The organism is Roseovarius mucosus DSM 17069, assembly GCF_000768555.3.
Lineage (GTDB): Bacteria > Pseudomonadota > Alphaproteobacteria > Rhodobacterales > Rhodobacteraceae > Roseovarius > Roseovarius mucosus.
On sequence record NZ_KN293980.1, the window covers coordinates 1 to 21,664 of the forward strand.

The 21,664-nt window shown below is 61.7% G+C and carries 28 protein-coding genes; 15 read left to right on the forward strand and 13 right to left on the reverse strand.

Annotated elements, in window-relative coordinates; translation table 11 throughout:
- Nucleotides 1-185: 185 nt before the first annotated feature.
- The 6 genes from ROSMUC_RS11095 to ROSMUC_RS11120 form a co-directional block, all read right to left on the reverse strand.
- Nucleotides 186-1,178 carry an ABC transporter substrate-binding protein gene (locus ROSMUC_RS11095; RefSeq protein ID WP_037273053.1) on the reverse strand — a complete coding sequence of 331 codons (993 nt, stop codon included), beginning with the start codon at nt 1,176-1,178 and terminating at the stop codon, nt 186-188.
- A gap of 31 nt (nt 1,179-1,209) precedes the next feature.
- Complete coding sequence (locus ROSMUC_RS11100) at nt 1,210-2,055, reverse strand: ABC transporter permease (RefSeq protein WP_037273055.1); 846 nt, start codon at nt 2,053-2,055, stop codon at nt 1,210-1,212.
- The gene (locus tag ROSMUC_RS11105; RefSeq protein ID WP_425442791.1) at nt 2,055-2,927 is read right to left on the reverse strand and encodes an ABC transporter permease; all 873 of its coding nucleotides are present in this window, start codon (nt 2,925-2,927) and stop codon (nt 2,055-2,057) included. Before ROSMUC_RS11105 ends, ROSMUC_RS11100 begins: the two co-directional genes overlap by 1 nt.
- Before the next feature lie 45 nt (nt 2,928-2,972).
- Nucleotides 2,973-3,758 (reverse strand): ABC transporter ATP-binding protein, encoded by a 786-nt coding sequence (locus ROSMUC_RS11110; protein ID WP_037273058.1) that lies wholly within the window; start codon nt 3,756-3,758, stop codon nt 2,973-2,975.
- A 94-nt stretch (nt 3,759-3,852) separates the two neighbouring features.
- Nucleotides 3,853-5,316: a dihydropyrimidinase gene (hydA, locus tag ROSMUC_RS11115; protein ID WP_037273060.1), complete on the reverse strand. Its 1,464-nt coding sequence runs from the start codon at nt 5,314-5,316 to the stop codon at nt 3,853-3,855.
- A 79-nt stretch (nt 5,317-5,395) separates the two neighbouring features.
- Nucleotides 5,396-6,646, reverse strand: a complete 1,251-nt coding sequence (locus ROSMUC_RS11120; protein WP_037273062.1) for a Zn-dependent hydrolase — start codon at nt 6,644-6,646, stop codon at nt 5,396-5,398.
- Between the two features lie 145 nt (nt 6,647-6,791).
- Between ROSMUC_RS11120 and ROSMUC_RS11125 the strand changes: the two genes are divergently transcribed.
- From ROSMUC_RS11125 to ROSMUC_RS11170, 10 genes are all read left to right on the forward strand, one after another.
- Nucleotides 6,792-7,439 carry a TetR family transcriptional regulator C-terminal domain-containing protein gene (locus ROSMUC_RS11125; protein ID WP_037273064.1) on the forward strand — a complete coding sequence of 216 codons (648 nt, stop codon included), beginning with the start codon at nt 6,792-6,794 and terminating at the stop codon, nt 7,437-7,439.
- 130 nt (nt 7,440-7,569) lie between these two features.
- On the forward strand, nt 7,570-8,139 hold the full coding sequence (rfbC, locus tag ROSMUC_RS11130; RefSeq protein ID WP_037273066.1) for a dTDP-4-dehydrorhamnose 3,5-epimerase: 570 nt from the start codon (nt 7,570-7,572) through the stop codon (nt 8,137-8,139).
- Entirely contained in the window at nt 8,136-9,185 is a 1,050-nt protein-coding gene (rfbB, locus tag ROSMUC_RS11135) for a dTDP-glucose 4,6-dehydratase (RefSeq protein WP_037273068.1), read from the forward strand. The genes rfbC and rfbB overlap by 4 nt, the downstream gene beginning before the upstream one ends.
- Nucleotides 9,186-9,205: 20 nt before the next feature.
- Complete coding sequence (gene rfbD / locus ROSMUC_RS11140; protein WP_037273069.1) at nt 9,206-10,051, forward strand: dTDP-4-dehydrorhamnose reductase; 846 nt, start codon at nt 9,206-9,208, stop codon at nt 10,049-10,051.
- Nucleotides 10,048-10,941, forward strand: coding sequence for a glucose-1-phosphate thymidylyltransferase RfbA (gene rfbA / locus ROSMUC_RS11145; RefSeq protein WP_037273071.1), 894 nt, complete (start codon nt 10,048-10,050; stop codon nt 10,939-10,941). The genes rfbD and rfbA overlap by 4 nt, the downstream gene beginning before the upstream one ends.
- A 3-nt stretch (nt 10,942-10,944) precedes the next feature.
- Nucleotides 10,945-11,883, forward strand: coding sequence for a glycosyltransferase family 2 protein (locus ROSMUC_RS11150; protein WP_037273073.1), 939 nt, complete (start codon nt 10,945-10,947; stop codon nt 11,881-11,883).
- 77 nt (nt 11,884-11,960) lie between these two features.
- Nucleotides 11,961-12,569: a cob(I)yrinic acid a,c-diamide adenosyltransferase gene (gene cobO, locus ROSMUC_RS11155; protein ID WP_037273075.1), complete on the forward strand. Its 609-nt coding sequence runs from the start codon at nt 11,961-11,963 to the stop codon at nt 12,567-12,569.
- A 3-nt stretch (nt 12,570-12,572) separates the two neighbouring features.
- A complete protein-coding gene (locus ROSMUC_RS11160; protein WP_037273076.1) occupies nt 12,573-12,920 on the forward strand; it encodes a Lin0512 family protein in 348 nt (115 codons plus the stop codon).
- Nucleotides 12,917-13,282 carry a Lin0512 family protein gene (locus ROSMUC_RS11165; protein ID WP_037273077.1) on the forward strand — a complete coding sequence of 122 codons (366 nt, stop codon included), beginning with the start codon at nt 12,917-12,919 and terminating at the stop codon, nt 13,280-13,282. The genes ROSMUC_RS11160 and ROSMUC_RS11165 overlap by 4 nt, the downstream gene beginning before the upstream one ends.
- Nucleotides 13,283-13,384: 102 nt before the next feature.
- On the forward strand, nt 13,385-14,152 hold the full coding sequence (locus ROSMUC_RS11170) for an FCD domain-containing protein (protein ID WP_037273078.1): 768 nt from the start codon (nt 13,385-13,387) through the stop codon (nt 14,150-14,152).
- Nucleotides 14,153-14,161: 9 nt separating this feature from the next.
- Here the strand turns inward: ROSMUC_RS11170 and pqqE are convergent, their stop codons facing one another.
- From pqqE to pqqA, 5 genes are read right to left on the reverse strand one after another with little or no spacing between them, the layout of a single operon-like run.
- Nucleotides 14,162-15,253, reverse strand: coding sequence for a pyrroloquinoline quinone biosynthesis protein PqqE (gene pqqE, locus ROSMUC_RS11175; protein ID WP_037273079.1), 1,092 nt, complete (start codon nt 15,251-15,253; stop codon nt 14,162-14,164).
- A gap of 1 nt (nt 15,254) precedes the next feature.
- The gene (gene pqqD, locus ROSMUC_RS11180; protein WP_037273080.1) at nt 15,255-15,527 is read right to left on the reverse strand and encodes a pyrroloquinoline quinone biosynthesis peptide chaperone PqqD; all 273 of its coding nucleotides are present in this window, start codon (nt 15,525-15,527) and stop codon (nt 15,255-15,257) included.
- Complete coding sequence (gene pqqC, locus ROSMUC_RS11185; RefSeq protein ID WP_037273082.1) at nt 15,524-16,273, reverse strand: pyrroloquinoline-quinone synthase PqqC; 750 nt, start codon at nt 16,271-16,273, stop codon at nt 15,524-15,526. The genes pqqD and pqqC overlap by 4 nt, the downstream gene beginning before the upstream one ends.
- A complete protein-coding gene (pqqB, locus tag ROSMUC_RS11190) occupies nt 16,270-17,163 on the reverse strand; it encodes a pyrroloquinoline quinone biosynthesis protein PqqB (protein ID WP_037273084.1) in 894 nt (297 codons plus the stop codon). The genes pqqC and pqqB overlap by 4 nt, the downstream gene beginning before the upstream one ends.
- A 31-nt stretch (nt 17,164-17,194) precedes the next feature.
- Nucleotides 17,195-17,290 carry a pyrroloquinoline quinone precursor peptide PqqA gene (gene pqqA, locus ROSMUC_RS11195; protein ID WP_037246620.1) on the reverse strand — a complete coding sequence of 32 codons (96 nt, stop codon included), beginning with the start codon at nt 17,288-17,290 and terminating at the stop codon, nt 17,195-17,197.
- A 326-nt stretch (nt 17,291-17,616) separates the two neighbouring features.
- Between pqqA and ROSMUC_RS11205 the strand changes: the two genes are divergently transcribed.
- Nucleotides 17,617-18,345, forward strand: coding sequence for a hypothetical protein (locus tag ROSMUC_RS11205; protein WP_245875167.1), 729 nt, complete (start codon nt 17,617-17,619; stop codon nt 18,343-18,345).
- A complete protein-coding gene (locus ROSMUC_RS11210) occupies nt 18,342-18,689 on the forward strand; it encodes a hypothetical protein (protein ID WP_037273086.1) in 348 nt (115 codons plus the stop codon). Before ROSMUC_RS11205 ends, ROSMUC_RS11210 begins: the two co-directional genes overlap by 4 nt.
- Nucleotides 18,690-18,695: 6 nt before the next feature.
- Here the strand turns inward: ROSMUC_RS11210 and ROSMUC_RS11215 are convergent, their stop codons facing one another.
- Nucleotides 18,696-19,508, reverse strand: coding sequence for a quinoprotein dehydrogenase-associated SoxYZ-like carrier (locus ROSMUC_RS11215; protein ID WP_037273987.1), 813 nt, complete (start codon nt 19,506-19,508; stop codon nt 18,696-18,698).
- Between the two features lie 99 nt (nt 19,509-19,607).
- Between ROSMUC_RS11215 and ROSMUC_RS11220 the strand changes: the two genes are divergently transcribed.
- Nucleotides 19,608-20,639: a quinoprotein relay system zinc metallohydrolase 2 gene (locus ROSMUC_RS11220; RefSeq protein WP_037273088.1), complete on the forward strand. Its 1,032-nt coding sequence runs from the start codon at nt 19,608-19,610 to the stop codon at nt 20,637-20,639.
- 6 nt (nt 20,640-20,645) lie between these two features.
- Here the strand turns inward: ROSMUC_RS11220 and ROSMUC_RS11225 are convergent, their stop codons facing one another.
- On the reverse strand, nt 20,646-21,116 hold the full coding sequence (locus ROSMUC_RS11225; protein WP_052115324.1) for a hypothetical protein: 471 nt from the start codon (nt 21,114-21,116) through the stop codon (nt 20,646-20,648).
- Between ROSMUC_RS11225 and ROSMUC_RS21180 the strand changes: the two genes are divergently transcribed.
- Both ROSMUC_RS21180 and ROSMUC_RS21340 read left to right on the forward strand, forming a co-directional pair.
- Nucleotides 21,115-21,309 (forward strand): hypothetical protein, encoded by a 195-nt coding sequence (locus tag ROSMUC_RS21180; protein ID WP_206018447.1) that lies wholly within the window; start codon nt 21,115-21,117, stop codon nt 21,307-21,309. The genes ROSMUC_RS11225 and ROSMUC_RS21180 overlap by 2 nt on opposite strands.
- A gap of 81 nt (nt 21,310-21,390) precedes the next feature.
- A partial coding sequence (locus ROSMUC_RS21340; RefSeq protein WP_425442792.1) for an alcohol dehydrogenase catalytic domain-containing protein occupies nt 21,391-21,664 on the forward strand: 274 nt, incomplete at its 3' end.

Genomic DNA, 21,664 nt, shown 5'->3' on the forward strand with positions numbered 1-21,664 from the left:
ATCCGACTTAAGGCCCGCACTCGCTGCGGGCCTTGTCGTTTGCGCATCCCCCAAAGACAATATCCCCGCCAATCCACCGCAAGCGTGCCGCGCAGGTCCGGTTGCATGGGCTGATTGGTGGCTTTTGGTCGACCACCAGATGGCCCGAACAAAAGCTGGGCCATCTGGAATGTTTGGTTCAGGAATCAGTTAAGCGCGGCATCGCTGATTACGTGGGTCCATGCGCCGTCGCCGGGATGGGCGCTGATCACCGGGTCTGATCCGCCCGAGAGCAGCGATTGCACCGTGCGCTCGTAATCCTCGGGGTCGAGGGCACCGTTGGAGCCCGCGGTCAACTTGGCCACTTCGGTCATCATGCGGATCTGATGCTCTTCGGTCTGTGCGCCGGTGGCGTCATTGTCGAGCACGATCATCGCGGCGTCTTCGGGATTTTCTTCGGCCCATTTCCAGCCTTTCATCGAGGCGCGTACAAAGCGGGTGAGCTTGTCCACCTCTGCCGGGTCGCTCAGCTTATCCTCCAGAACATAGAGACCATCTTCAAGCGTGGCGACACCCTGATCTTCGTATTTGAAGGTGATCAGTTGATCCTCGGTGATGCCGGCGTCGATGACCTGCCAGTATTCGTTATAAGTCATGGTCGAGATACAATCCGCCTGTTTCTGCAAGAGCGGATCGACGTTGAAGCCCTGTTTGAGCACCGTCACCCCATCAGCCCCGCCATCAGTGGAAAAGCCAAGCTGGCTCATCCATGAGAGAAACGGGAATTCATTGCCAAAGAACCAGACACCCAGCGTGCGACCGGGGAAATCATCCGGCCCGGTGACGCCGGTTTCCTTGAGGCAGGTCAGCATCATGCCCGAGGATTTGAACGGCTGCGCGATATTGACGAGCGGCAGTCCCTTTTCCCGTGCCGAAAGCGCGGCGGGCATCCATTCCACCGTCACATCCGCGCCGCCGCCTGCGATCACCTGGGTGGGCGCGATATCCGGCCCGCCGGGCTTGATCGTGACGTTGAGGTCTTCTTCTTCGTAGAACCCTTTGTCGAGAGCCACGTAATAGCCCGCAAATTGCGCCTGCGTCACCCATTTGAGTTGCAACGTCAGATCATCTGCCGCCTGCGCCATACCCGAAAAGCCGGTCAGCGCCGCGAGGCTGAATAGTCCTGTCAGTCTTTTCATCTGTTGTCTCCCTTGTTGATGGTTTCTTGTCTTATGCCCGGCTTCTTTGTGACGGGTGCCAGAATGTCACGGCCTTTTCCAAGAGCGCCACGGCGCCGTAAAATCCAGAGCCCGCAATCGCCGCGACCACAATCTCGGCCCAGACCAGATCGAGCGCCAGTTGCCCGACCGAGGTTGAAATGCGGAATCCCATGCCCTTGATGGGCGAGCCAAAGAACTCTGCCACAATTGCCCCGATCAACGCCAGTGTCGTCGCGATCTTGAGGCCATTGAAGATAAAGGGCATCGCGGCGGGCAAGCGCAGCTTGAACAAGGTTTGCCAATAGCCCGCTGCATAGGTGCGCATCAGGTCGCGCTGCATGGCGTCAGTATCGGTCAGCCCCTGCACGGTGTTCACCAGCATGGGAAAGAAGACCATGACCACGACGACCGCCGCCTTGGACTGCCAGTCAAAGCCGAACCACATCACCAGAATGGGGGCCATGCCGATGATCGGCAGTGCGGCGACGAAATTTCCCACCGGCAGCAGACCCCGTTGCAGGAAGGGAAAGCGGTCGATGGCGATGGCGGTGAGAAAGGCCGCGCCGCAGCCCATGATATAGCCGGTGAGTGCGCCCTTGAGCGCGGTCTGCACGAAATCGGACCAAAGGATATGGGTGGATTTGGCGAAAGTTGCGGCAATGGCGGTGGGGGCGGGCAGGAGGACGGGGGAGATCGAGAGACCCCGCACGAGACATTCCCAGATCACCACCACGGTGAGGCCAAAGATAACCGGAACCAAGAGTCGCGTGGTGCTTGTTCTAGGCTGGTGCGACAGGTGGGAATTGATCCACCAGCCAAGCCCCCATGCCATCAGTCCAAGCGCCAGCCAGCCCATCACGCCATCCCCATCCGTTTAAGCGTGATCCGCTGGATAAGGCCGATCAGCCCCACCAGAACCGCCGCCAAGGTTGCCGCCATGATTAGCGCCGACCATATCTGGATGGTCTGGCCATAATAACTACCTGCCAGCAGGCGCGCGCCCAGCCCCGCGACAGCACCCGTGGGCAATTCGCCCACGATGGCACCGACAAGACTGGCGGCCATGCCCACCTTGAGCGAGGTGAAGAGGTATGGCATCGACGAGGGCAGGCGCAGCCGCCAGAAGGTCTGGTTGGCGCTCGCGTTCCAAGTGCGCATCTGGTCAAGCTGCATGGGCGTGGGGCTGCGCAGTCCCTTGACCATGCCAACAACCACCGGAAAAAACGACAGATACATCGAGATCATCGCCTTGGGCAGCAGCCCGGAAATGCCCACGGCATTGAGCACGACGATGATCATCGGGGCAATCGCCAGAATGGGAATCGTCTGGCTCGCGATGACCCAAGGCATCACGCTCATGTCCATAGTGCGGTTGTAAACGATGCCAATGGCCAGCGCGATACCAAGGGCAGTGCCCAAGAGAAACCCGAGAGCGGTCGCGCTGAAGGTGATCCAGCTGTGATAAAACAGGGACCGCTTTGAAAATCCGCGCCCTTCCAGCACCATGGCTCCGGTGGTGTTCCATATCTCGGTGACAACCTGATGCGGCGCGGGTAGCTTGGGCTTGTCCTGCGACCAAGTGTCCGCCACCAGTGCGCTCATGGTCAACGTCTCGCCTGCCCGCGCCGCCTGATCCCGCGCCCATTGCGCGTTGAGCGCCACGGCGGCGGCATACCAGAGCGCAATAAGCGTGGCGACGATGGTGAGAACAGGCAGGAGATTGCGCATCACGCCTTCCTTCCTGTCACGGCCACGATTTGCAGGAGAGGCATGTCAGACCGCATCGCCATGCCCCGCGCGCAGCCCTTCGCGGACCCGATGGGCGATTTCGAGGAACTCCGGCGTCTCGCGTATGTCGAGCGGTCGATGTCTCGGCAGCGTGCTTTCGATCACATCGGTGATGCGGCCGGGGCGGGGCGACATGACCACGATTTTCGTACTCAGATACACCGCCTCGGGGATGGAATGGGTGACGAAGCAGATGGTCTTGTTGGTGCGCTCCCAGAGATGCAGAAGTTGTTCGTTGAGGTGGTCGCGCACGATTTCATCCAATGCGCCAAAGGGTTCGTCCATCAAAAGCAGATCGGCGTCAAAGGCCAGAGCGCGGGCGATGCTGGCGCGCTGCTGCATGCCACCCGACAACTGCCAGGGGTATTTCCGCTCGAACCCCGCAAGATCGACCAATTCCAGCACGCGCTTGACGCGGACGTCCTGATCCTCGCGCCCATAGCCCATTATTTCGAGTGGTAATCGGATATTGCCGCCGATGGTGCGCCAAGGATAGAGGCCAGCCGCCTGAAACACATAGCCATAAGCGCGAGATTTGCGCGCCTCTTCGGGACTGATGCCATTGACGGCGAGGCTGCCGCCGGTGGGATGCTCCAGATCCGCCATGCAGCGCAGAAAGGTGGTCTTGCCACAGCCCGAGGGGCCGATGAAGCTGACGAAATCGCCCTTTTGCACCTCAAGGCGTACGTCCTTGAGCGCATGCACCGGCCCGTCGCCAGTCTGAAACGTCAGCGAAAGGTTGCGCGCGCTGATCACGGTATTGCTGCTCAAACCCTATCCCCTGCTGGCCCGGTCGCTACTGCGCCCGGCTGGCTGTTGGTTGTCAAGAGGCACCCGGCAAAGCGGACCCGGCGTACCAAAATTTTCAAATCCCTGCCGGGATATTCAGCGGGTCGCGCTGGATCATCTTGGGGGCGGTCAGCGCCTTCCATTTCGACAGCGCCTGATGCGCCGAGGGGAAGGCCGGGCGGGGAACAAAGCGGCCGCGCCCCGGTTGTGGCTGCGAGTTTTGCCCCCAGGCCCAGATCACTTCGCCCCGGCTGAGCGTATAGCGCGGCTGCGCCTTGACCTCGAATCCCTCAAAGACGTTGTAATCAAGGATGGAATGGTGGTTGGAGGCGCTGATCGTCTTGGTGATCTTTGGGTCCCAGACCACGAGATCGGCATCCGCCCCTTCGACAATCGCGCCCTTTTTCGGGTAGATGTTGAGAATTTTGGCCACGTTGGACGAGGTGACGGCGACGAATTCGTTGAGCGTGAGGCGGCCGGTTTCCACACCATGCGTCCAGAGCACGGCCAGCCGCTCCTCTAGCCCGTTGGAGCCATTGGGGATGATGCGGAAATCGTTGCGCCCGGCGCGTTTCTGCGCGGTGGAAAAGGCGGCGTGATCCGTGGCGACGACTTGCAGTGACCCCGCCTGCAATCCGGCCCAGAGGCTATCCTGATGGTCCTTGGAGCGGAACGGGGGCGACATCACGCGGCGCGCAGCATGGTCCCAATCCTTGTTGAAATATTCGGACTCGTCCAGCGTCAGGAACTGGATCAGCGGCTCGCCATAGACGCGCATGCCCTTTTGCCGCGCGCGCCGGATCGCCTCGTGCGCCTGCTCGCAAGAGACATGCACGATATAGAGCGGCACGCCCGCCGCATCGGCAATACAGATCGCGCGGTTGGCGGCCTCGCCCTCGAATTCTGGGGGGCGGGAATAGGCGTGACCCTCTGGCCCGGTGATGCCCTGATCAAAGTATTTCTGCTGCATCTCAGCCACCAGGTCACCGTTTTCGGCATGGACCATCGGCAGCGCCCCGAGTTCGGCGCAGCGTTTGAACGAGGCGAACATCTCGTCATCCTCGATCATCAACGCGCCCTTGTAGGCCATGAAATGCTTGAAGGAATTGACACCCATATCGACGGCATCCTTCATTTCGTTGAACACGGTCTCATTCCAGCCGGTGATGGCCATGTGATAGCCGATGTCGCTGCAAATCTGAGGGGCAGATTTGCGGTGCCATTCGTTGATCGCATTCTTGATGCTGCCATCGGCCCCGGGCAGGCAGAAATCCACGATCATGGTGGTGCCGCCACAGGCCGCCGCCCATGTGCCGGTTTCAAAGGTTTCGGCGGCGGTGGTACCCATGAAGGGCATTTCCAGATGGGTGTGCGGGTCGATGCCGCCGGGAATGACGTAGGCGTCCGTTGCGTCAATCGTGCTGTCGCCCTTTAGGTCCGTCCCGATCTGTTTGATGGTCTCGCCCTCGATCAGCACATCGGCCTTCCATGTGCGGTCGGCGGTGACGACAGTGCCGTTCTTGATGACTTTGGTGGTCATTGGGGATCTCCCTGTCTTTCTGGCGGGTGGTCTTTCATCTGGCTTTAAATACCTCGGGGGTTTGGGGGCTGGCCCCCAATCATTCCACCACCTCGGCCGTTTCCAGCACGGCGTGCAAGAGCACGTCCGTGCCAGCGCGCGCCCAGTCGGGGGTGATTTCCTCGGCCTCGTTATGGCTGAGGCCGTCCTTGCAGGGGCACATGATCATGGTGGTGGGATAGACCTTGTTGATCCAGCAGGCATCGTGGCCTGCGCCTGAAACGATGTCCATATGGCTATAACCCAGCCGGTCGGCGGCGTCGCGCACGCGGGTGGTAAGGGTCTCGTCAAAGGCGGGGGGATCAAAGGCGCCAACCACTTCGGCGGTGAATTTCACACCCACATCGGCACAGAGGCCGGGAGCGGTTGTCATGAGTTCGTCGGCCATTGCCTCGAGTGTCTCAAGGATATGAGAGCGGAAATCGACGGTGAAGACCACCTTCTCGGGGATGATGTTGCGGCTGTTGGGGTAGACGTCGATATGACCGATCGCTCCCACGGCATTCGGTTGATATTGCAGGGCGATTTCATGGACGAGTTCCGTGACCCGTGCCAGCCCGCGCCCGGCGTTGCGGCGCATATACATCGGGGTCGAGCCGGTGTGTTGGCCCTTGCCCGTGACGGTGCATTCGATCCAGCGCAAGCCCTGTCCGTGGGTCACAACGCCGATCTGCTTGCCTTCGGCCTCGAGGATCGGGCCCTGTTCGATATGCAACTCGAAAAAGGCGTGCATCTTGCGGGCGCCGACCTTTTCTGGGCCTTTCCATCCAATCCGCTCGAGTTCGTCGCCAAAGCGTTTGCCCTTGGCATCGACCCGCCCGTAGGCCCAATCGCGGTCCAGCACACCAGCGAACACGCCTGAAGCAAGCATGGCGGGGGCAAAACGGGTGCCCTCCTCATTCGTCCAGTTGGTGACGACGATGGGGTGTTTGGTCTTGATGTCCAGGTCGTTGAGGGTGCGGATGATTTCGAGCCCCGCCAGCACGCCCAGCACACCGTCGTATTTGCCGCCCGTGGGTTGTGTGTCGAGATGGCTGCCGACATAGACTGGCAGCGCCTCGGGGTCTGTGCCCTCGCGGCGGGCGAACATATTGCCCATCTCATCAACGCCCATGCTCAGACCCGCCGCCTCGCACCAGGATTGAAAGAGTGCGCGCCCCTCGGCATCCTCGTCCGTCAGGGTCTGGCGATTGTTGCCGCCTGCAATGCCTGGGCCAATCTTGGCCATCTCCATCAGGCTGTCCCAGAGCCGGGTGCTGTTGATCTTGAGGTTTTCGCCGGGTGCCGCCATGGGATTGCTCGCTTTTTTACCATTTGGTAAACTTACGATTGCGTGGGTCATGCACGCTGTCAAGATTCGTCTTGGGCCTGAGCCGTGATCTGGCTAAGCTGGAAGCGGGGTGATGAAAAACGCGCCCCGCATGGAAAGGAAGAGGATGCCGCAAGCCCCCGTAGCGCAAGCCGGTCGCAAGCCTAGCCGGATTCAATTGCGCAATCGCAAGCGGATTCTCGAGGCGGCGCTTGAGGTGTTTTCGACCCATGGCTATCGCGGCGCAACACTGGATCAGATCGCGGCAGAGGCGGGGCTGAGCAAGCCCAATATTCTCTATTATTTCGAAGGCAAGGAAGAGATCCACGTCACCTTGCTCAATCAGTTGCTGGATGCCTGGTTGGCCCCGCTTCGCGCGATTGATCCGCAGGGCGAACCGCTGGAAGAGTTGATGGGGTATGTGGGCCGCAAACTGGAGATGTCGCGTGATCTGCCGCGCGAGAGCCGATTGTTTGCCAATGAAATCCTGCAAGGCGCGCCACGCATGGGGCCGCACTTGGAGAGCGTGCTGAAGCCATTGGTTGATCAGACGGCGGCGGTGATCGATGGGTGGGTTCGACAGGGCAAGCTGGCACCGGTCGATCCACGCCACCTGCTGTTTTCGATCTGGGCCACGACGCAGCATTACGCGGATTTCGAGGCACAGGTAGGGGTGCTGATGCGTGACGTTGACGTGCACACCGGTGCATCGGCGCATCTAGAGGCCCTGTTTCGGCGGCTTTTGACACCAGGGGCGACCGCGGGGAGTGGTTAGATACGGGTCACTTGGACATTGAGACTGGCCAAAAACGCGGCGATTTGCCAGAAGGTGTGAGGCATAATGTAAGAGATAGAGGCGCAGTGAGGCAATTGCCTAGCGCCGCATGAGGGACTACGAGCAAGGCATGCAGATTGAACAGACCTCCTTAGCCGGCGTGGTAATCCTTACGCCTGCACGTCATGGCGATGCGCGCGGATTCTTCAGCGAAAGTTGGAATCGGCGGCGGATGGAAGAGGCCGGGATCGCCATTGATTTCGTGCAGGACAATCATTCGCTCTCGGAACAGGTGGGCACGGTGCGGGGGCTGCATTTTCAGTCGCCGCCACATGCACAAGCCAAGCTGGTGCGCTGCGGGCGTGGGGTGCTTTATGATGTCGCGGTGGATATTCGGCGCGGCAGCCCGACCTATGGGCAATGGGTGGGTGTTGAGTTGAGTTTCGAGAATGGGCGGCAACTGTTGATCCCCCAGGGATTTTTGCACGGATTCGTCACTCGTGCGCCAATGACAGAGATCATCTATAAATGTTCGGATTACTACGCTCCGGACTGCGATGGCGCGGTGCGGTTCGACGATCCCGAGATTGGTATTGATTGGGGGATTGATCCGGCATCGGCGATGCTGAGCGCCAAGGATGCCAAGGCACCGCTCTTGCGCGATTTCGAGAGCCCCTTTGTGTATGAGGCGGCGGCATGAGGCTCTTGATCACCGGTGGGGCCGGGTTCATCGGGTCGGCGGTGGTGCGGCTGGCGGTGGCGCGAGGGCATGAGGTGATCAACCTTGATGCGCTGACCTATGCGGCCTGTCTCGAGAATGTGGCGAGCGTGGCGGATAGCCCGCGTTATACATTTGTGCATGCCGATATTCGGGATCGGTCCGCCATGGCCCGAGTGTTTGCCGACCATATGCCCGACGTGGTGTTGCATCTGGCGGCAGAGAGCCATGTGGACCGCTCGATTGATGGCCCCGGCACCTTTGTAGAGACCAATATCACCGGTACCTACAATCTCTTGGAGGCCGCGCGCGGGTATTGGCAGGCGCAGGGTAGGCCCGAGGCGTTTCGCTTTCAGCATGTTTCGACCGATGAGGTCTATGGCTCTTTGCCCGCCGATCCATCGGTGAAGTTCACCGAAGACACGCCCTATGATCCGCGTAGTCCCTATTCGGCGTCCAAGGCGGCGTCGGATCATCTGGTGCGGGCCTGGCACGAGACCTATGGTTTGCCCATTCTGATCACCAATTGCTCGAACAATTACGGGCCGTTCCATTTCCCCGAAAAGCTGATCCCGGTGATCATTCTCAACGCCTTGGCGGGCAAGCCCTTGCCGATTTACGGCGATGGGTCGAACGTGCGGGACTGGCTTTATGTCGAGGATCATGCCGAGGCGCTCTTGACGGTGCTGGAGCGTGGCGCGCCGGGACGGTCATATAACATCGGCGGCGAGAATGAGCTGAGCAATCTGGAGTTGGTGCATAGACTCTGCGCGGTTCTGGATGAACAGGCCCCGCGCGACGATGGGCAATCCTATGCCGCGCAGATCAGCTTTGTCGCGGATCGTCCGGGGCATGATGCGCGCTATGCGATTGATCCCGCGCGCATCCGGCGGGAAATGGGCTGGCGGCCATCTGTGACGGTGGACGAGGGGTTGCAGCGCACGGTGCGGTGGTATCTGGAGAATGAACCGTGGTGGCAGGCGCTTTTGGCGCGTGAAGGTGTGGGCAAGCGATTGGGGACCGGCTGAGCCGGGTCGGAATGAGCAGGATGAAGATACTGGTATTCGGGCGCAGCGGTCAGGTGGCCACCGAATTGCTGAGGCTGGCCGAGGTTACGGCGCTGAGCCGCGAGGCGGCGGATCTGGCGCGACCCGAAGTGTGCGCCGCCGCGATCCACGCCCACGCGCCCGATCTGGTGATCAATGCCGCCGCCTATACTGCAGTGGACCGCGCCGAGACCGAAGAGGATTTGGCCACGGCCATCAACGGGGGCGCTCCGGGCGCGATGGCACGGGCCTGTGCCGATCTGGGTATCCCGTTTTGCCATGTCTCTACTGATTACGTGTTCGACGGAGGCGGCGTGGAACCGCGCAGGCCGACCGATCCGGTCGCCCCCTGCAATGCCTATGGCCGCTCCAAACTGGTGGGCGAAGAGGCCGTGCGCGCCGCAGGTGGTCAAAGCGCGATCCTGCGCACCTCTTGGGTGTTTTCGGCGCATGGCAACAATTTCGTCAAGACGATGCTGCGCCTGTCGGAAACCCGCGAGGCGCTGAGCGTGGTCGAGGATCAGATCGGCGGGCCGACCCCGGCGGCGGATATCGCGGCGGCGCTCTTGACCATGGGGCGGGCGATGGTCGCGGGCCATGCTGGGGGGCTTTATCATTTCAGCGGCGCGCCAGACGCAAGCTGGGCCGATTTCGCGCGAGAGATTTTCGCCCAAGCCGGACGGGCGACAGTTGTGACAGGTATCCCCACCAGCGGTTATCCGACCCCTGCCGTGCGCCCGCAGAATTCCCGTCTTGATTGTGGATCACTTGAGGCAGAGTTTGGTATCGGGCGACCCGATTGGCGGGCGGGGCTGGCCCGCGTCCTGCAAGAACTGGAGCGCGCATGACCACGGCACGCAAGGGGATCGTATTGGCGGGCGGATCGGGCACGCGGCTCTATCCGATCACCATGGGACTGAGCAAGCAACTCTTGCCGGTCTATGACAAACCGATGATCTATTATCCGCTGACGGCGCTGATGTTGGCGGGTATCCGCGAAATTGCGATCATCACCACGCCGCAGGATCAGGCACAGTTTCAGCGACTCTTGGGCGATGGCAGCCAATGGGGGCTGATGTTCGAGTATATCGTGCAGCCATCGCCGGATGGGCTGGCGCAGGCCTATCTGCTGGCGGAAGGGTTTTTGAGCGGACAGGCCTCGGCGCTCGTGCTGGGGGACAATATCTTTTACGGCCACGGGTTGCCGCAGCAATTGGAGAAGGCCGCGCAGCAAGAAACGGGTGGCACCGTCTTTGGCTATCGGGTGGCCGATCCCGAGCGCTATGGTGTGGTCGAGTTTGATAGTTCGGGACGGGCGGTGTCGATCGTAGAAAAGCCGGAAGAGCCGAAGTCCGATTTCGCAGTGACGGGTCTCTATTTCCTCGATGGCACAGCGCCCGAGCGCGCGCGCGCGGTGCGGCCGTCGCCACGAGGTGAGCTCGAGATCACGGCGCTTCTGGAGATGTATTTGTGCGACGGTCTGCTCTCGGTCGAGATGATGGGGCGGGGCTATGCGTGGCTGGATACCGGCACGCATGCGAGCCTGCTCGATGCGGGGAATTTCGTGCGCACGCTGGAACAGCGGCAGGGGCAGCAGGTGGGCTGCCCCGAAGAAATCGCCTATGGCAAGGGCTGGATTGACGCGGCGGCGCTGGAGGCGCGTGTCGAGCTCTTCAAGAAAACCGATTATGGTGCCTATCTCAAACGGCTGCTGCATGGTGGCCGGGCCAAGGCCTGAGGTATGGATGGTCTTCAGGCACCGCATGTCGTAATACTGCTCGCCGTTTACAATGGCGGAGATTTCCTGTCCGATCAGCTGCAAAGCATTGCCGCGCAGGAGCACCAAAGCTGGCAAGTGCTGGCCAGCGATGATGGGTCCAAAGATAAGAGCCGCGATATTCTAGGGGAATTTGCTGCCGCGCATCCCGCCATTTGCCTAAGCGGACCGGGGGCCGGGGCAGCGGGTAATTTTCTCTCTCTCATCCGGCGGACACCCGAAATTGCGCCCGCCGGGCATTGGATGGCGTTTTGCGATCAGGACGATGTATGGTTGCCCGACAAGCTGTCGCGCGGGATTGCCACGCTGGGAGACCCGGAAGATCCGCGCCCGTCGCTCTATTGCAGCCGGAGCTGGATCACGGATACAGCCTTGGGCCAGCGGCGATTGTCGGCGGCGAGGCCGCGACCGCCGTCCTTTCGCAATGCTTTGGTGCAGAATGTGGCCTCGGGCAACACCATCCTGCTCAATCCGGCGGCGACGCGGCTGGTCGAGGAGGCCGCACAAAAGATCGAGCGGGTCGTGGTGCATGACTGGTGGGTCTATCAGCTCATTACCGGGGCTGGCGGGCGCGTGGTGCATGACGATACGCCCACGCTGCTCTATCGGCAGCATGATGTGAACCAGATCGGCTCGAACGATACGCGGTTGGCGCGGCTGCGGCGCATCCGGCAATTGCTGGAGGGGCATTTTCGAGACTGGAACGAGGTCAACATCGCCGCGCTATCGCGCTTGGAAGAGTATCTGACGCCAGAAAACCGAGAGATTCTGGCCGAATTCGTCGCCATGCGCCGGGGCCCGATGCCGGCGCGGTTGGCGCGCTTGTGGCGCTTGGGTCTCTATCGGCAGAGTACGATCAGCACCTTTGCGCTCTGGGTCGCGCTGGTTTTGAACCGAATCTGACATTTGCAGAAAGGGCTTGCGCCTAACCTTGGGTCTGCGACATTCTGCCGGTCCCGAGACCCCGGCAGGAGCCTGACATGACCGAAGATCCAGAACGCCACGCGATGAAGATGGCCAAGAAAAAGGCCGCCCGCGACAAGATCATGGCCACCAAGACCGATGAAAAAGGGCTGATCATCGTTCATACCGGTAAGGGCAAGGGCAAATCCTCGGCGGCATTCGGCATGATCTTTCGCTGCATCGCCCATGGGATGCCCTGCGCCGTGGTGCAGTTCATCAAGGGTGGCATGAGCACCGGCGAGCGGGACCTGATCCTGTCGAAATTCTCGGACGCCTGCGCCTTTCATACCATGGGCGAGGGGTTCACCTGGGAAACGCAGGATCGCACTCGCGACACGGAAATGGCGCAGGCGGCCTGGGCCAAGGCCAAGGAGTTGATCCGCGATGAGACCAACAAGATGGTCCTGCTCGATGAGATCAACATCGCGCTGCGCTATGACTACCTCGATATCAACGAGGTGGTGCAGTTTCTCGCCGAGGAAAAGCCGCATATGACGCATGTCGTGCTGACCGGGCGCAATGCCAAGGACGAGTTGATCGAGATTGCCGATCTGGTTACGGAAATGGAGCTGATCAAGCATCCGTTCCGGTCCGGCATCAAGGCGCAGATCGGGGTGGAGTTCTGAGCCATGGCGCGGACAAGATTGCTGACTGAATTCGGCATGGGCACATCGCTGCGCCGGCAGGATTATACCGAGGCGGCGGCGCGGGCGGTGCGCGATGCGTTGTGGCACAATTCGATCAATCTGGCCGAGTTGTTCGGGTTCGAGAAGGCGGACATGCTGATTGATCTCGATATTGCTGTGCAGGCGCCAGAGAAGGTGGATGTCGAAGTGTTGCGCGCGATTTTCCCCTATGGGCAGGTGAGCGTGCAGGTGGCGCGGGGCGGATTGGACATTCCGCGCGCCGTGGGCAAACCCACGGTGGTCGCCAATGCTTGCATCTCGGTCTCGTTCGACATGGAGGCACGGGCATGAGCGCAGAGCGGTTTATCATTGAGATGGGGATGGGTAATGACCTGCATGGAATGGATTACCAAAAGGCCGCTGTGCGCGCGATCGAGGATGCGATCCGCCATTCAACGATCCCGATGTTTTTAAACACGCCACTCGATCATCACGACATGGAGGTCAAGGTGACGGTCGGCGTGCAAGAGCCGGAGCGCGTTGATCCCGAGGTGCTGAAGGCTGGTTTGCCGCGTGGGCGCGCGACCGTGCAGGTGGTGTTTGGCGGGCAGAATGTGACCGATCCGGGCAGCGGCGAAACGCTGGTGATCGCCACAGCGGCGGTCGAGGCGTTCTTTCCATCCCAAGTGGGGAAGTGGGTCTTGGGGGTGTAAGGCCACTCGCGACCGTCTTTCTCACCCTCTGAGACCAAAGCACAGGCTTGCCGCCTCTTTTATGTGGTCATATGATCTGACCAATTCAGCAAGGGCGCGCGCATGCCATTTCAGAAAGTTACCCCCGAAAAACTCTCGACTGCCGTGACGCGGCAAATTGAAAAGCTCATTCTTCAAGGCATCCTGCGCCCCGGCGAGCGTCTGCCGGCCGAGCGTGATCTGGCCGAGAAGCTGGGGGTGTCGCGCCCCTCTCTGCGCGAGGCGGTGGCGGAGTTGCAGGACAAGGGCCTGCTGAGCGCGCGTGCGGGGGCGGGCATCTATGTGGCCGATGTTCTGGGCAGCGCCTTTTCCGATGCGCTCATACGGCTCTTTGCCGAACATGACGAGGCGGTGTTCGACTATATCGGCTTTCGCCGCGATCTAGAGGGGCTGGCGGCCTGTCGCGCGGCGCGGCTGGCTTCGGATACCGATTTGCAGGTGATCCAGACGGTCATGGACAAGATGGAAGCGGCGCACAAAAAGACCAATCCGTCGGATGAGGCGCGGCTGGATGCCGAGTTTCACATGGCGATCATCGAAGCCAGCCATAATGTCATCATGCTGCACATGATGCGTTCGATGTTTCAATTGCTGCGCGAAGGCGTGTTTTATAACCGGCAGGTGATGTTCAAACAGCGGACCACGCGCGGGGCACTCCTGGATCAGCACCGGGCTATCAATGCCGCCATACAAGCGCGCGATCCCGAGGCCGCGCGGGCGGCGGTGAACGACCACCTCAATTATGTGGAAAAGGCACTCGCCGATCAGCAAAAGGCGGATCGCAACGAGGCGATTGCCAAGCAGCGATACGAGCACGAGCAATCGCGGTAGAGCGGGCGCTTACCCCTGCGTTTTCTCCATCACCCGCCATGTGAGGTCTGCGTCGGACTGACCCGAGAAATCCTCGGCCAAGGCGCGCATCCGGGCATGGTGGGGGGATTTGATGCAGACCGGATCCGTCGCCGCCGCATCGCCCGCAATCGCCATCGCCTGACAGCGGCAGCCGCCGAAATCAATCGTCTTGCGTTCACAGGAACGGCAAGGCTCCTGCATCCAGTCGGTGCCGCGAAAGGCGTTGAAGGCGGTGCCGTCATGCCAGATTTCGGCCAAGGGCCGGGTGCGGACAGTGTCGAATGTCAGCGTCTTGATGGTCTGCGCCGCGTGGCAGGGCAAGACCAACCCATCGGGGGCCACGTTCAGGCCGGTGGTGGCCCAGCCGCCCATGCAGGTCTTGGGGTAGTCGGCGTGGTAATCGGCGGGAACATAGTCAATCACCAGACGCCCCTTGAGGGCGGCGCGCGCCTCGGCGACGATGCGACTGGCCTCTCGCGCCTGTGCGCGGTCGGGCATGAGCGCGCCGCGATTGAGCATGGCCCAACCATGGAATTGCACGGTTGCCACCTCGATCCGGCGTGCGCCCATCTCCTGTGCCATGTCGATCGCGCGGGGCAGTTGGTGCATGTTGCCGCGATGCATGACGAAATTGAGCGTGAGAGGGAAGCCGATGGCGGCGATCCACTGAGCAACCTGCATCTTGCGCGTGAACCCGCCCTTGTAGCCGCCGATGCGGTCGGCCATCTCGGCATCGGTGCCTTGGAGTGAGAGCTGGATATGGTCCAGCCCGGCGGCGTCGAGCGCGGCCAGTCGTTTTTCGGTCAGGCCAATGCCGGAAGTGATGAGGTTGGTATACAGCCCTGCGTCACGGGCGGCCTTGACCAATTCCTCCAGGTCGCGGCGCGAGGCGGGTTCGCCCCCCGAAAGATGCAGTTGCAGCACGCCCAAGTCGGCGGCCTGCTGAAAGACAGAGACCCATTCGGCGGTGCTGAGTTCGGTGTCGCGCGCGGTCAGTTCGATCGGGTTCGAACAATAGGGGCAGGACAGCGGGCAGCGATGCGTAAGTTCCGCCAGCATGGCGATGGGGAGATTGGCCATGTCAGCGCACCTCCAGAAAGCGGCGCTCGGCCAAACCTGCCAGGAATTCCGCGCTGTCGCGGGTGACATCGTCGAGTGGGGCGTTGAACGTCGCGGCGAGATCGGCGGTAAGCGCGCCAAAGCTCTGCACCCCGTCGACCCGGCTGAGGATCGCATGGCCGATGGGATCGAGCCGCACCGCGCGTTCGGGCGCGAGTAAGACCCAATCCTGACGCACGCGGTCAAAATGCAGGCGCACGCCGCGCGGCAGATGGGGGATGGCGTCGGGGGTCATGCCGCGCCTTTGGCCAAGAGCCCCTCGCCGGGTTGCCATGCGCCGGGCGGGATACGGGCCGGGGTGACATAGGCGGAAAAGAGCGCGTCAAGCTGCGACCAGAGCACATCGGTCTTGAAGGTCAGCGCGGCAGCGGCGGCATCCTGCTTCTCTGTCGTATCGGCGTGGTCGAGCACCCATTTGAGGCCAAAGGCCACATCCTTGGGGGCCTCTTTCAGGCGATTGCGGAAATAGGCGAGGCTGCTGTCATCGGCAAAGGCGTAGTTGGCCAAGAGCCCTTCGATCCGCTCGGCGTGGATTTTGGGCGCGAAGAGCTCTGTCAGGGAGGCCGCGACCGCCTCAAGCAACGGTTTTTCGCGGACAAAGGCGACATAGGCATCGACGGCAAAGCGGGTCGCGGGCAGCACGCCCTGAGCAGAGGCCACGTAGTCGGGATCGAGCCCCACCGCTTGGGCAAGGCGCAGCCAGCGGCGAATTCCGCCCTCATTCTCGGCCGTGCCATCGTGATCCTCTATCCGCGAACGCCAGATGCGGCGCAGGTCGGCATCCTCGACCCGGCTGAGAAAGGCCGCGTCCTTCATTGGGATCCGGGATTGGTAATAATAGCGGTTGATGACCCAGGCACGGACCTGATCGGGGGTGCATTGGCCGCCATGAAGCATGTGGTGGAACGGGTGGCGGTCATGATAGCGCTCTGCCCCGATCTGGCGCAGGCGGGCTTCAAAGGCGTCGCGGGTGGCGGTCATAGCGTGATCTCCATGCCATCCTGCCCGATGATCCAGCCGGACGATTCGGCCTCGGCGCGTTCCGGGGCATCGGGGCGCAGGACAGGGTTTGAGTTGTTCATATGGATGTAGATTTTGCGCCCGATGCCCAGATCGTGCAAGGCGGCGATAGAGCCGTCCGGCCCGCTCATCGAGATATGACCCATGCGCTGCCCGGTTTTCTGGCTGAGGCCCATGGCGATCATTTCGTCGTCGCGCCAGAGCGTGCCGTCGAAGAACACCATATCGGCCCCGCGTAGCCGTGTGGCGAGGCGGTCGGTGACGGCGGCGCAGCCCGGTATGTAGAATATATGGCGTCCGGCGGCCTGAAGATGCACGCCGGTGGTTTGCTCGCCCTCAAGATCGGTTTGCACGGTCTCGCCCTCCATGTAGAGCGGCACCTTGCCGGGAACGGCAAAGAGCGTGGCGGTGAGGCCGGGCAGCAGCGTCACAGGTTGATCGAGTGCTATCGGCACGCGGGGCACGCGAGCAGGATCAACAGCCTGCATCAAGGGGTTGGCGGCCAGAACGCTGTGAATTTCGCCGGTGGCGTAGAGGGTGAAGGGCTGTTGTTCCCGCAGGCTGAGCAGCCCCGCAACATGGTCGATATCGCCATTCGTCAGCAGCACGCCCGCAATCGGCGTATGCCGCAGGCTGCGCGGGTGCAGCGCCGGGTTGACGGCCAATTGCGCGCGGATATCGGGAGAGGCGTTGAGGATCACCCAAGACGAGCCGTCCATCGTGACGGCCAGTGACGATTGGGTGGAAGCGGGAATGTGCCCCGCGCGGGCGAGATTGCAATTCTCGCAGCCACAATTCCATTGTGGCAGGCCACCGCCGGCCGCAGCACCCAGTATCAGAGCCTTGAACACCTGTTACCTCGCTGCGACCGGTCGGGATATTTCAGAACAGGACGCCGTCACCTTCTTCGGCGGGGCCATACATGTTGATTTCCATTCCGCAGTTCAGTTCACGCAGAACCGGCTTGCTCCATGCCATAGTCTATCCTCCTCATAGATGTGGTCGATAGTTGGATTAGATATTCCGATCCCTCGCATGTCAACTTCACCATGGTCGTAGAGCTCTACGACTTTAGTGCAATCATGGGATGAGGGGCTTGTGTCCTAGGCTGGACCTGAGGGAAACTGAGCCCATATCTGGCATGAGGCGGCGCGGTCGTCAGAATGCAGGAGATGGATCATGATCGAGCTGTTGTTTGTGGCCTGTCTGGCGCGTCAGCCAGAGATATGTGAGGAACGGGCGTTCCAATACACGGACCGAACAACGCAAGGCTGTATGGCAGAGGCAATACCGGAGTTGAGCAAATGGGCGGCAACGCATCCACGCTGGCGCATCGCGCGCTGGTCCTGTCAGCCTCTTGGCGGGGCAAGAACGCGCGCGTGAAGCGCGCAGTCGCGGGCGCTTTTCTGGGGGCGATGTTGGCGGCGGCTCCGGTTGCTGCAGGCACGGCGCATGAGGGCTATGACCTCATCTTTCGCACCGGCACATTGGCAGAGTTCGCGCCGGGCGATGCCTTGCAGTATCAGAGCGAGACAGTGAACGAGGCCGCACCGCCCGAGACGCAGGGCGCGCAAGCCTACGATCTGCGGATCGAAGAGGGTGGCACTGCGCGGCTGATGCGGGTGCTGGAGAAGGGCCAACAGCCGGTGGCGGGGTTTGACGCGGGCGTTGGCAATCCCATGGCGATGTTCTTTCTCGAACGGCTGGTGCGCGATCTGGCGCAGGCTACTGGGGGCAGCACGTTCTACATCCGCAATCGCATCAAGGAGTCGCTGCTGGCCCCAGAGGGGATCAGCCCGGTGCAGGTGACGTGGGCAGGGCAGAACCATGCCGCCCAAGAGGTGGTGCTGGCCCCGTTCGTGGACGATCAGAATGCCGCGCGGCTTGGCCCCTTTGCGGCGTTGCGGGTGGTCTTTGATGTTTCAGGTAAGGTGCCCGGCTGGTATCACTCGATGCGCGCTGAGACGCCTGAGCGCGAGAGCGGCGGGCGCTATTTTGCATCGACTCTACGTTTGATGGAGGCGGCGGAATGAGGCGGCTGGCGGTTCTGCTCTTTCTCTTGCCCGGCACGGGTCTGGCGCAGAGTGTGGCCGAGCAACTCAACGATTACCCGACCGAGGCGCGGGCGGATTACGTCTTCGGCTGCATGGCGGCGAATGGAAACACGCGCGAGATGCTGCGGCGCTGTGCCTGTTCCATCGACGAAATTGCCGCGATCCTGCCCTACAAGGATTATGTGTCGGCAGAGACCGTGCTCGCGCTCCGGCAGGGCAGCGGTGAGCGGATGTCGATGTTCAAGGCGGGGCCGGTGAGCGAAGGCATCGTAGCCGAGCTGCGGCGCGCACAGGCAGAGGCCGAAATCGTCTGTTTCAAGTGAAGCGGATCACGAGGCGCTGGCCTTGGGCAGCACCTCTTCAAAGACATTGCCGTCCGTATCCTGAGCTCGGATGCGCAGATCGGGCGTGCCGTTGTCGGTGTAACTAAAGCGGAACACCGGGTCCTCGGAAATCGAAATGCCGCCCGTGAGGGAAAAGAGCATCTCGTCGCCCTGCCAGACGGTCAGGTCCTGAATGAAATGCGCGGGCACGAAAAGTTGGGTGATCTGATCGCGTTGCAAGCCCGAGTAATTGGGGTGCCGAATCATCAACTGCGCATCGCGGCGGCTGCCGATCTGGGCCGGGGCGGTATCGAAATGGCGCAGGCGCATTTCTCCCATATGGGCCAGCGCCACCTCTGGATCGCGGGTGGCGGGGGCGGCGCATCCCCCGGCGGCCTTGACGAAACGCCCGTCAACATAGCTGGCGCTGGCGGTTTCGGCGATGACGCGCAGGTTGGAATAGGAATTGACCCGCACCCGCGTTTCAAAGCTGAGCGGGGCCATGGCTGGACCAAAGGTGATTTCTGCAGCAAGCGGGGCCGGGTTTTCATCGACCACGATCTTGAGTTTGGTGATCGGCCCCGCGCTCGGATCGGTTTGGGTGACGACCACGGGCACGGTGGCCGCGTCATGGGCGCGGTAGGGGGCATCAACGGCAAAGATCGCACCGGGAGTGAGTGCCTTGGACGTGTCCAGAATATCCTCGCGCAGATACTCCCATGTCTCGCCGTCTTGCAGCGGATTGCGCGGCTCTTCGGCCATTGCGGCGGTGCCGAGTGTGAGGCTCAGGCAAAGGGCGGTCAGGGGAAATCGGGTCATCGGGGCCTCCGGATCGGGCATACTCGCACCTTTGGACAGTATCACGGATCGGGCGCAAATTGTATCAACCTTTGGTAGCAGTGTTGCGAGGGGTCAGAGATGTTCGAGATCGTGTTGAGTCTCTGTATGGTGGCCAGTCCCGAGACCTGTGAGACACGGCTCTTGCCAGTGAGCGCGGTGGATTGCACACAGGCCGTGGCGCGGGCCGAAGAGATCGCGCCGGATTGGGGCGATGCGCTCTTGGCGGGGCCGTTTGACTGTGTGGAGAGGCCCATTAGCGGGATGGCGTTCGAGGAGGCCGCGCCGGGCGTTTATGTGCATCGTGGGCATGTGCAAGATGTGACGCCGGACAATCTGGGCGATGTGGCCAATATCGGGTTCATTATCGGGGACGAGAGCGTCGCGGTAATTGACGCGGGGGGCAGCCGTGCGGTGGGTGAGGCGGTCTATCTGGCCGTGCGACAGGTCACGGACAAGCCGATCTCGCATCTGATCCTCACGCATATGCACCCTGATCACGTGATGGGGGCTGCGGTGATGGTCGAAGCGGGCGCGCAGGTTGTCGGGCATCGCAAGCTGGGGCAGGCGCTGGCGGCGCGGGCCGACACCTATGAGGACAGCTTTGCCCGCCTGATGGGAGCAGGATTCATCGGCAGTCGGGTGCCCGAGGTGGGTGAAGGGATTGCGGACCGGGCCGAGATTGATCTGGGGGGGCGGGTGCTCGATCTCGTGGCCTGGGAAACGGCACATAGCGAGAGCGATGTGACGGTGTTCGACAGGCAGACGGGCACGCTCTTTACCGGGGATCTGGTTTTTCACGATCACAGCCCCGCTCTTGATGGATCGGTTCTGGGCTGGTTGCGCGTGCTCGAGGCGCTGGGCACGCCTGCGCCCGCGCGCATCGTGCCGGGGCATGGCGGGCCGGTGCTGGAGTGGCCCGCGGGGGCTGCTGATGTGCAGCGCTATCTCGAGGTCCTGCGTGATGAGACGCGGGCGGCGGTATCGCAGGGGCTGCGGCTGGGCGACGCAATCGAGACGGTCGGCCAAGGCGAGGCCGGGCGCTGGGCACTCTTTGATCTTTTCCACCCACGCAATGTGACGGCGGCTTTTACAGAGCTGGAATGGGAATGACGCACCTTACTCGGTGACGCGCGCCGCCAGAATCTGTGCCAGAGCATAGAGCCGTTTTTCCAGCAGAACCGGCGTTTCGCAGGCATAGGTCAGCGAGCGGCGGCGGTCGTCGAACACGCGCGCGCGCCAGTCGAGGTCCTCTTCCAACTGGTCGATGCGGTCGAAATCGGGACTCTCGCCCTTGGAAAGATCGGCAATTTCGACGCGCAGCGCGTCGATTTCCTGGGCCATGCGGGCCTGATTGCGGGCGTAGCGGATGATGCCATCCATAACCTCGCTCCGGCGTTGATTGAGCCGTTCAAACACGTCTAGGAAGATTGCGGTGTAGTCGTCGCTGGCCAGATTCGCGCTGGCAAGAACCGCTGATTCGGCCTCTTCCAATGTGAGTCGGCGCAGCGCGAGCAGTTCTGCAAGCCGCGCGGCCTCGGGCGAGAGAACCGGCGCGGTGTCCTGATTCTCAGGCGGATTGGGCCACATGACCGCCGCAGAAAGTGTATCGACGCGGCGCTGGATACAGGGCCAGTCGGGATCGTGGGACCCTGCGGCGAAAACTGGAGATATTCCTGTAAAAACAATGGCTAAAGCTGTAAAAACTGGTCTCATCTCGTCCTCTACGACTAAGGTCTTACTGAGTTCTGGCGCGATCTTGGCACATATTGTCACAGTATGAAACAGGCCGGTTTGATATGAATTTCTGAGATCAAATCGCCTAAAGGTTGTATCCTCCGGGGTGCAAGGGAGGGCAGACTGAATGCGCACACGAGCGGCGGTTGCTGTTGAGGCGGGCAAGCCGATGGAGATCATGGAGGTGAACCTCGAGGGCCCGAAGGCGGGCGAGGTTCTGGTGGAGATCAAGGCGACGGGCCTGTGCCACACGGATGATTTCACGCTGTCCGGGGCGGATCCCGAGGGGGCGTTTCCGGCCATTCTGGGGCATGAGGGCGCGGGTGTCGTGCTCGAGGTGGGCCCCGGTGTCACCAGCCTGCAACCGGGCGATCACGTCATTCCGCTCTACACGCCCGAAT

What these genes read in the sequence shown, in the direction of transcription:
- ROSMUC_RS21180 (WP_206018447.1), top strand. Translation starts at nt 21,115, where the DNA reads ATGACCGCCGCAGAAAGTGTATCGACGCGGCGCTGGATACAGGGCCAG.
- ROSMUC_RS11160 (WP_037273076.1), top strand. Translation starts at nt 12,573, where the DNA reads ATGGCGCGGACAAGATTGCTGACTGAATTCGGCATGGGCACATCGCTG.
- hydA (WP_037273060.1), bottom strand. Translation starts at nt 5,316, where the DNA reads ATGACCACCAAAGTCATCAAGAACGGCACTGTCGTCACCGCCGACCGC.
- pqqE (WP_037273079.1), bottom strand. Translation starts at nt 15,253, where the DNA reads ATGGCCAATCTCCCCATCGCCATGCTGGCGGAACTTACGCATCGCTGC.
- ROSMUC_RS11125 (WP_037273064.1), top strand. Translation starts at nt 6,792, where the DNA reads ATGCCGCAAGCCCCCGTAGCGCAAGCCGGTCGCAAGCCTAGCCGGATT.
- ROSMUC_RS11225 (WP_052115324.1), bottom strand. Translation starts at nt 21,116, where the DNA reads ATGTGGCCCAATCCGCCTGAGAATCAGGACACCGCGCCGGTTCTCTCG.
- ROSMUC_RS11120 (WP_037273062.1), bottom strand. Translation starts at nt 6,646, where the DNA reads ATGGCGGCACCCGGCGAAAACCTCAAGATCAACAGCACCCGGCTCTGG.
- ROSMUC_RS11205 (WP_245875167.1), top strand. Translation starts at nt 17,617, where the DNA reads ATGGGCGGCAACGCATCCACGCTGGCGCATCGCGCGCTGGTCCTGTCA.
- ROSMUC_RS11100 (WP_037273055.1), bottom strand. Translation starts at nt 2,055, where the DNA reads ATGGGCTGGCTGGCGCTTGGACTGATGGCATGGGGGCTTGGCTGGTGG.
- pqqA (WP_037246620.1), bottom strand. Translation starts at nt 17,290, where the DNA reads ATGGCATGGAGCAAGCCGGTTCTGCGTGAACTGAACTGCGGAATGGAA.
- ROSMUC_RS11150 (WP_037273073.1), top strand. Translation starts at nt 10,945, where the DNA reads ATGGATGGTCTTCAGGCACCGCATGTCGTAATACTGCTCGCCGTTTAC.
- ROSMUC_RS11220 (WP_037273088.1), top strand. Translation starts at nt 19,608, where the DNA reads ATGTTCGAGATCGTGTTGAGTCTCTGTATGGTGGCCAGTCCCGAGACC.
- ROSMUC_RS11215 (WP_037273987.1), bottom strand. Translation starts at nt 19,508, where the DNA reads ATGACCCGATTTCCCCTGACCGCCCTTTGCCTGAGCCTCACACTCGGC.
- rfbC (WP_037273066.1), top strand. Translation starts at nt 7,570, where the DNA reads ATGCAGATTGAACAGACCTCCTTAGCCGGCGTGGTAATCCTTACGCCT.
- rfbD (WP_037273069.1), top strand. Translation starts at nt 9,206, where the DNA reads ATGAAGATACTGGTATTCGGGCGCAGCGGTCAGGTGGCCACCGAATTG.
- pqqD (WP_037273080.1), bottom strand. Translation starts at nt 15,527, where the DNA reads ATGACCCCCGACGCCATCCCCCATCTGCCGCGCGGCGTGCGCCTGCAT.
- ROSMUC_RS11210 (WP_037273086.1), top strand. Translation starts at nt 18,342, where the DNA reads ATGAGGCGGCTGGCGGTTCTGCTCTTTCTCTTGCCCGGCACGGGTCTG.
- cobO (WP_037273075.1), top strand. Translation starts at nt 11,961, where the DNA reads ATGACCGAAGATCCAGAACGCCACGCGATGAAGATGGCCAAGAAAAAG.
- rfbA (WP_037273071.1), top strand. Translation starts at nt 10,048, where the DNA reads ATGACCACGGCACGCAAGGGGATCGTATTGGCGGGCGGATCGGGCACG.
- ROSMUC_RS11105 (WP_425442791.1), bottom strand. Translation starts at nt 2,927, where the DNA reads ATGCGCAATCTCCTGCCTGTTCTCACCATCGTCGCCACGCTTATTGCG.
- ROSMUC_RS11170 (WP_037273078.1), top strand. Translation starts at nt 13,385, where the DNA reads ATGCCATTTCAGAAAGTTACCCCCGAAAAACTCTCGACTGCCGTGACG.
- ROSMUC_RS11095 (WP_037273053.1), bottom strand. Translation starts at nt 1,178, where the DNA reads ATGAAAAGACTGACAGGACTATTCAGCCTCGCGGCGCTGACCGGCTTT.
- pqqC (WP_037273082.1), bottom strand. Translation starts at nt 16,273, where the DNA reads ATGACCGCCACCCGCGACGCCTTTGAAGCCCGCCTGCGCCAGATCGGG.
- ROSMUC_RS11165 (WP_037273077.1), top strand. Translation starts at nt 12,917, where the DNA reads ATGAGCGCAGAGCGGTTTATCATTGAGATGGGGATGGGTAATGACCTG.
- rfbB (WP_037273068.1), top strand. Translation starts at nt 8,136, where the DNA reads ATGAGGCTCTTGATCACCGGTGGGGCCGGGTTCATCGGGTCGGCGGTG.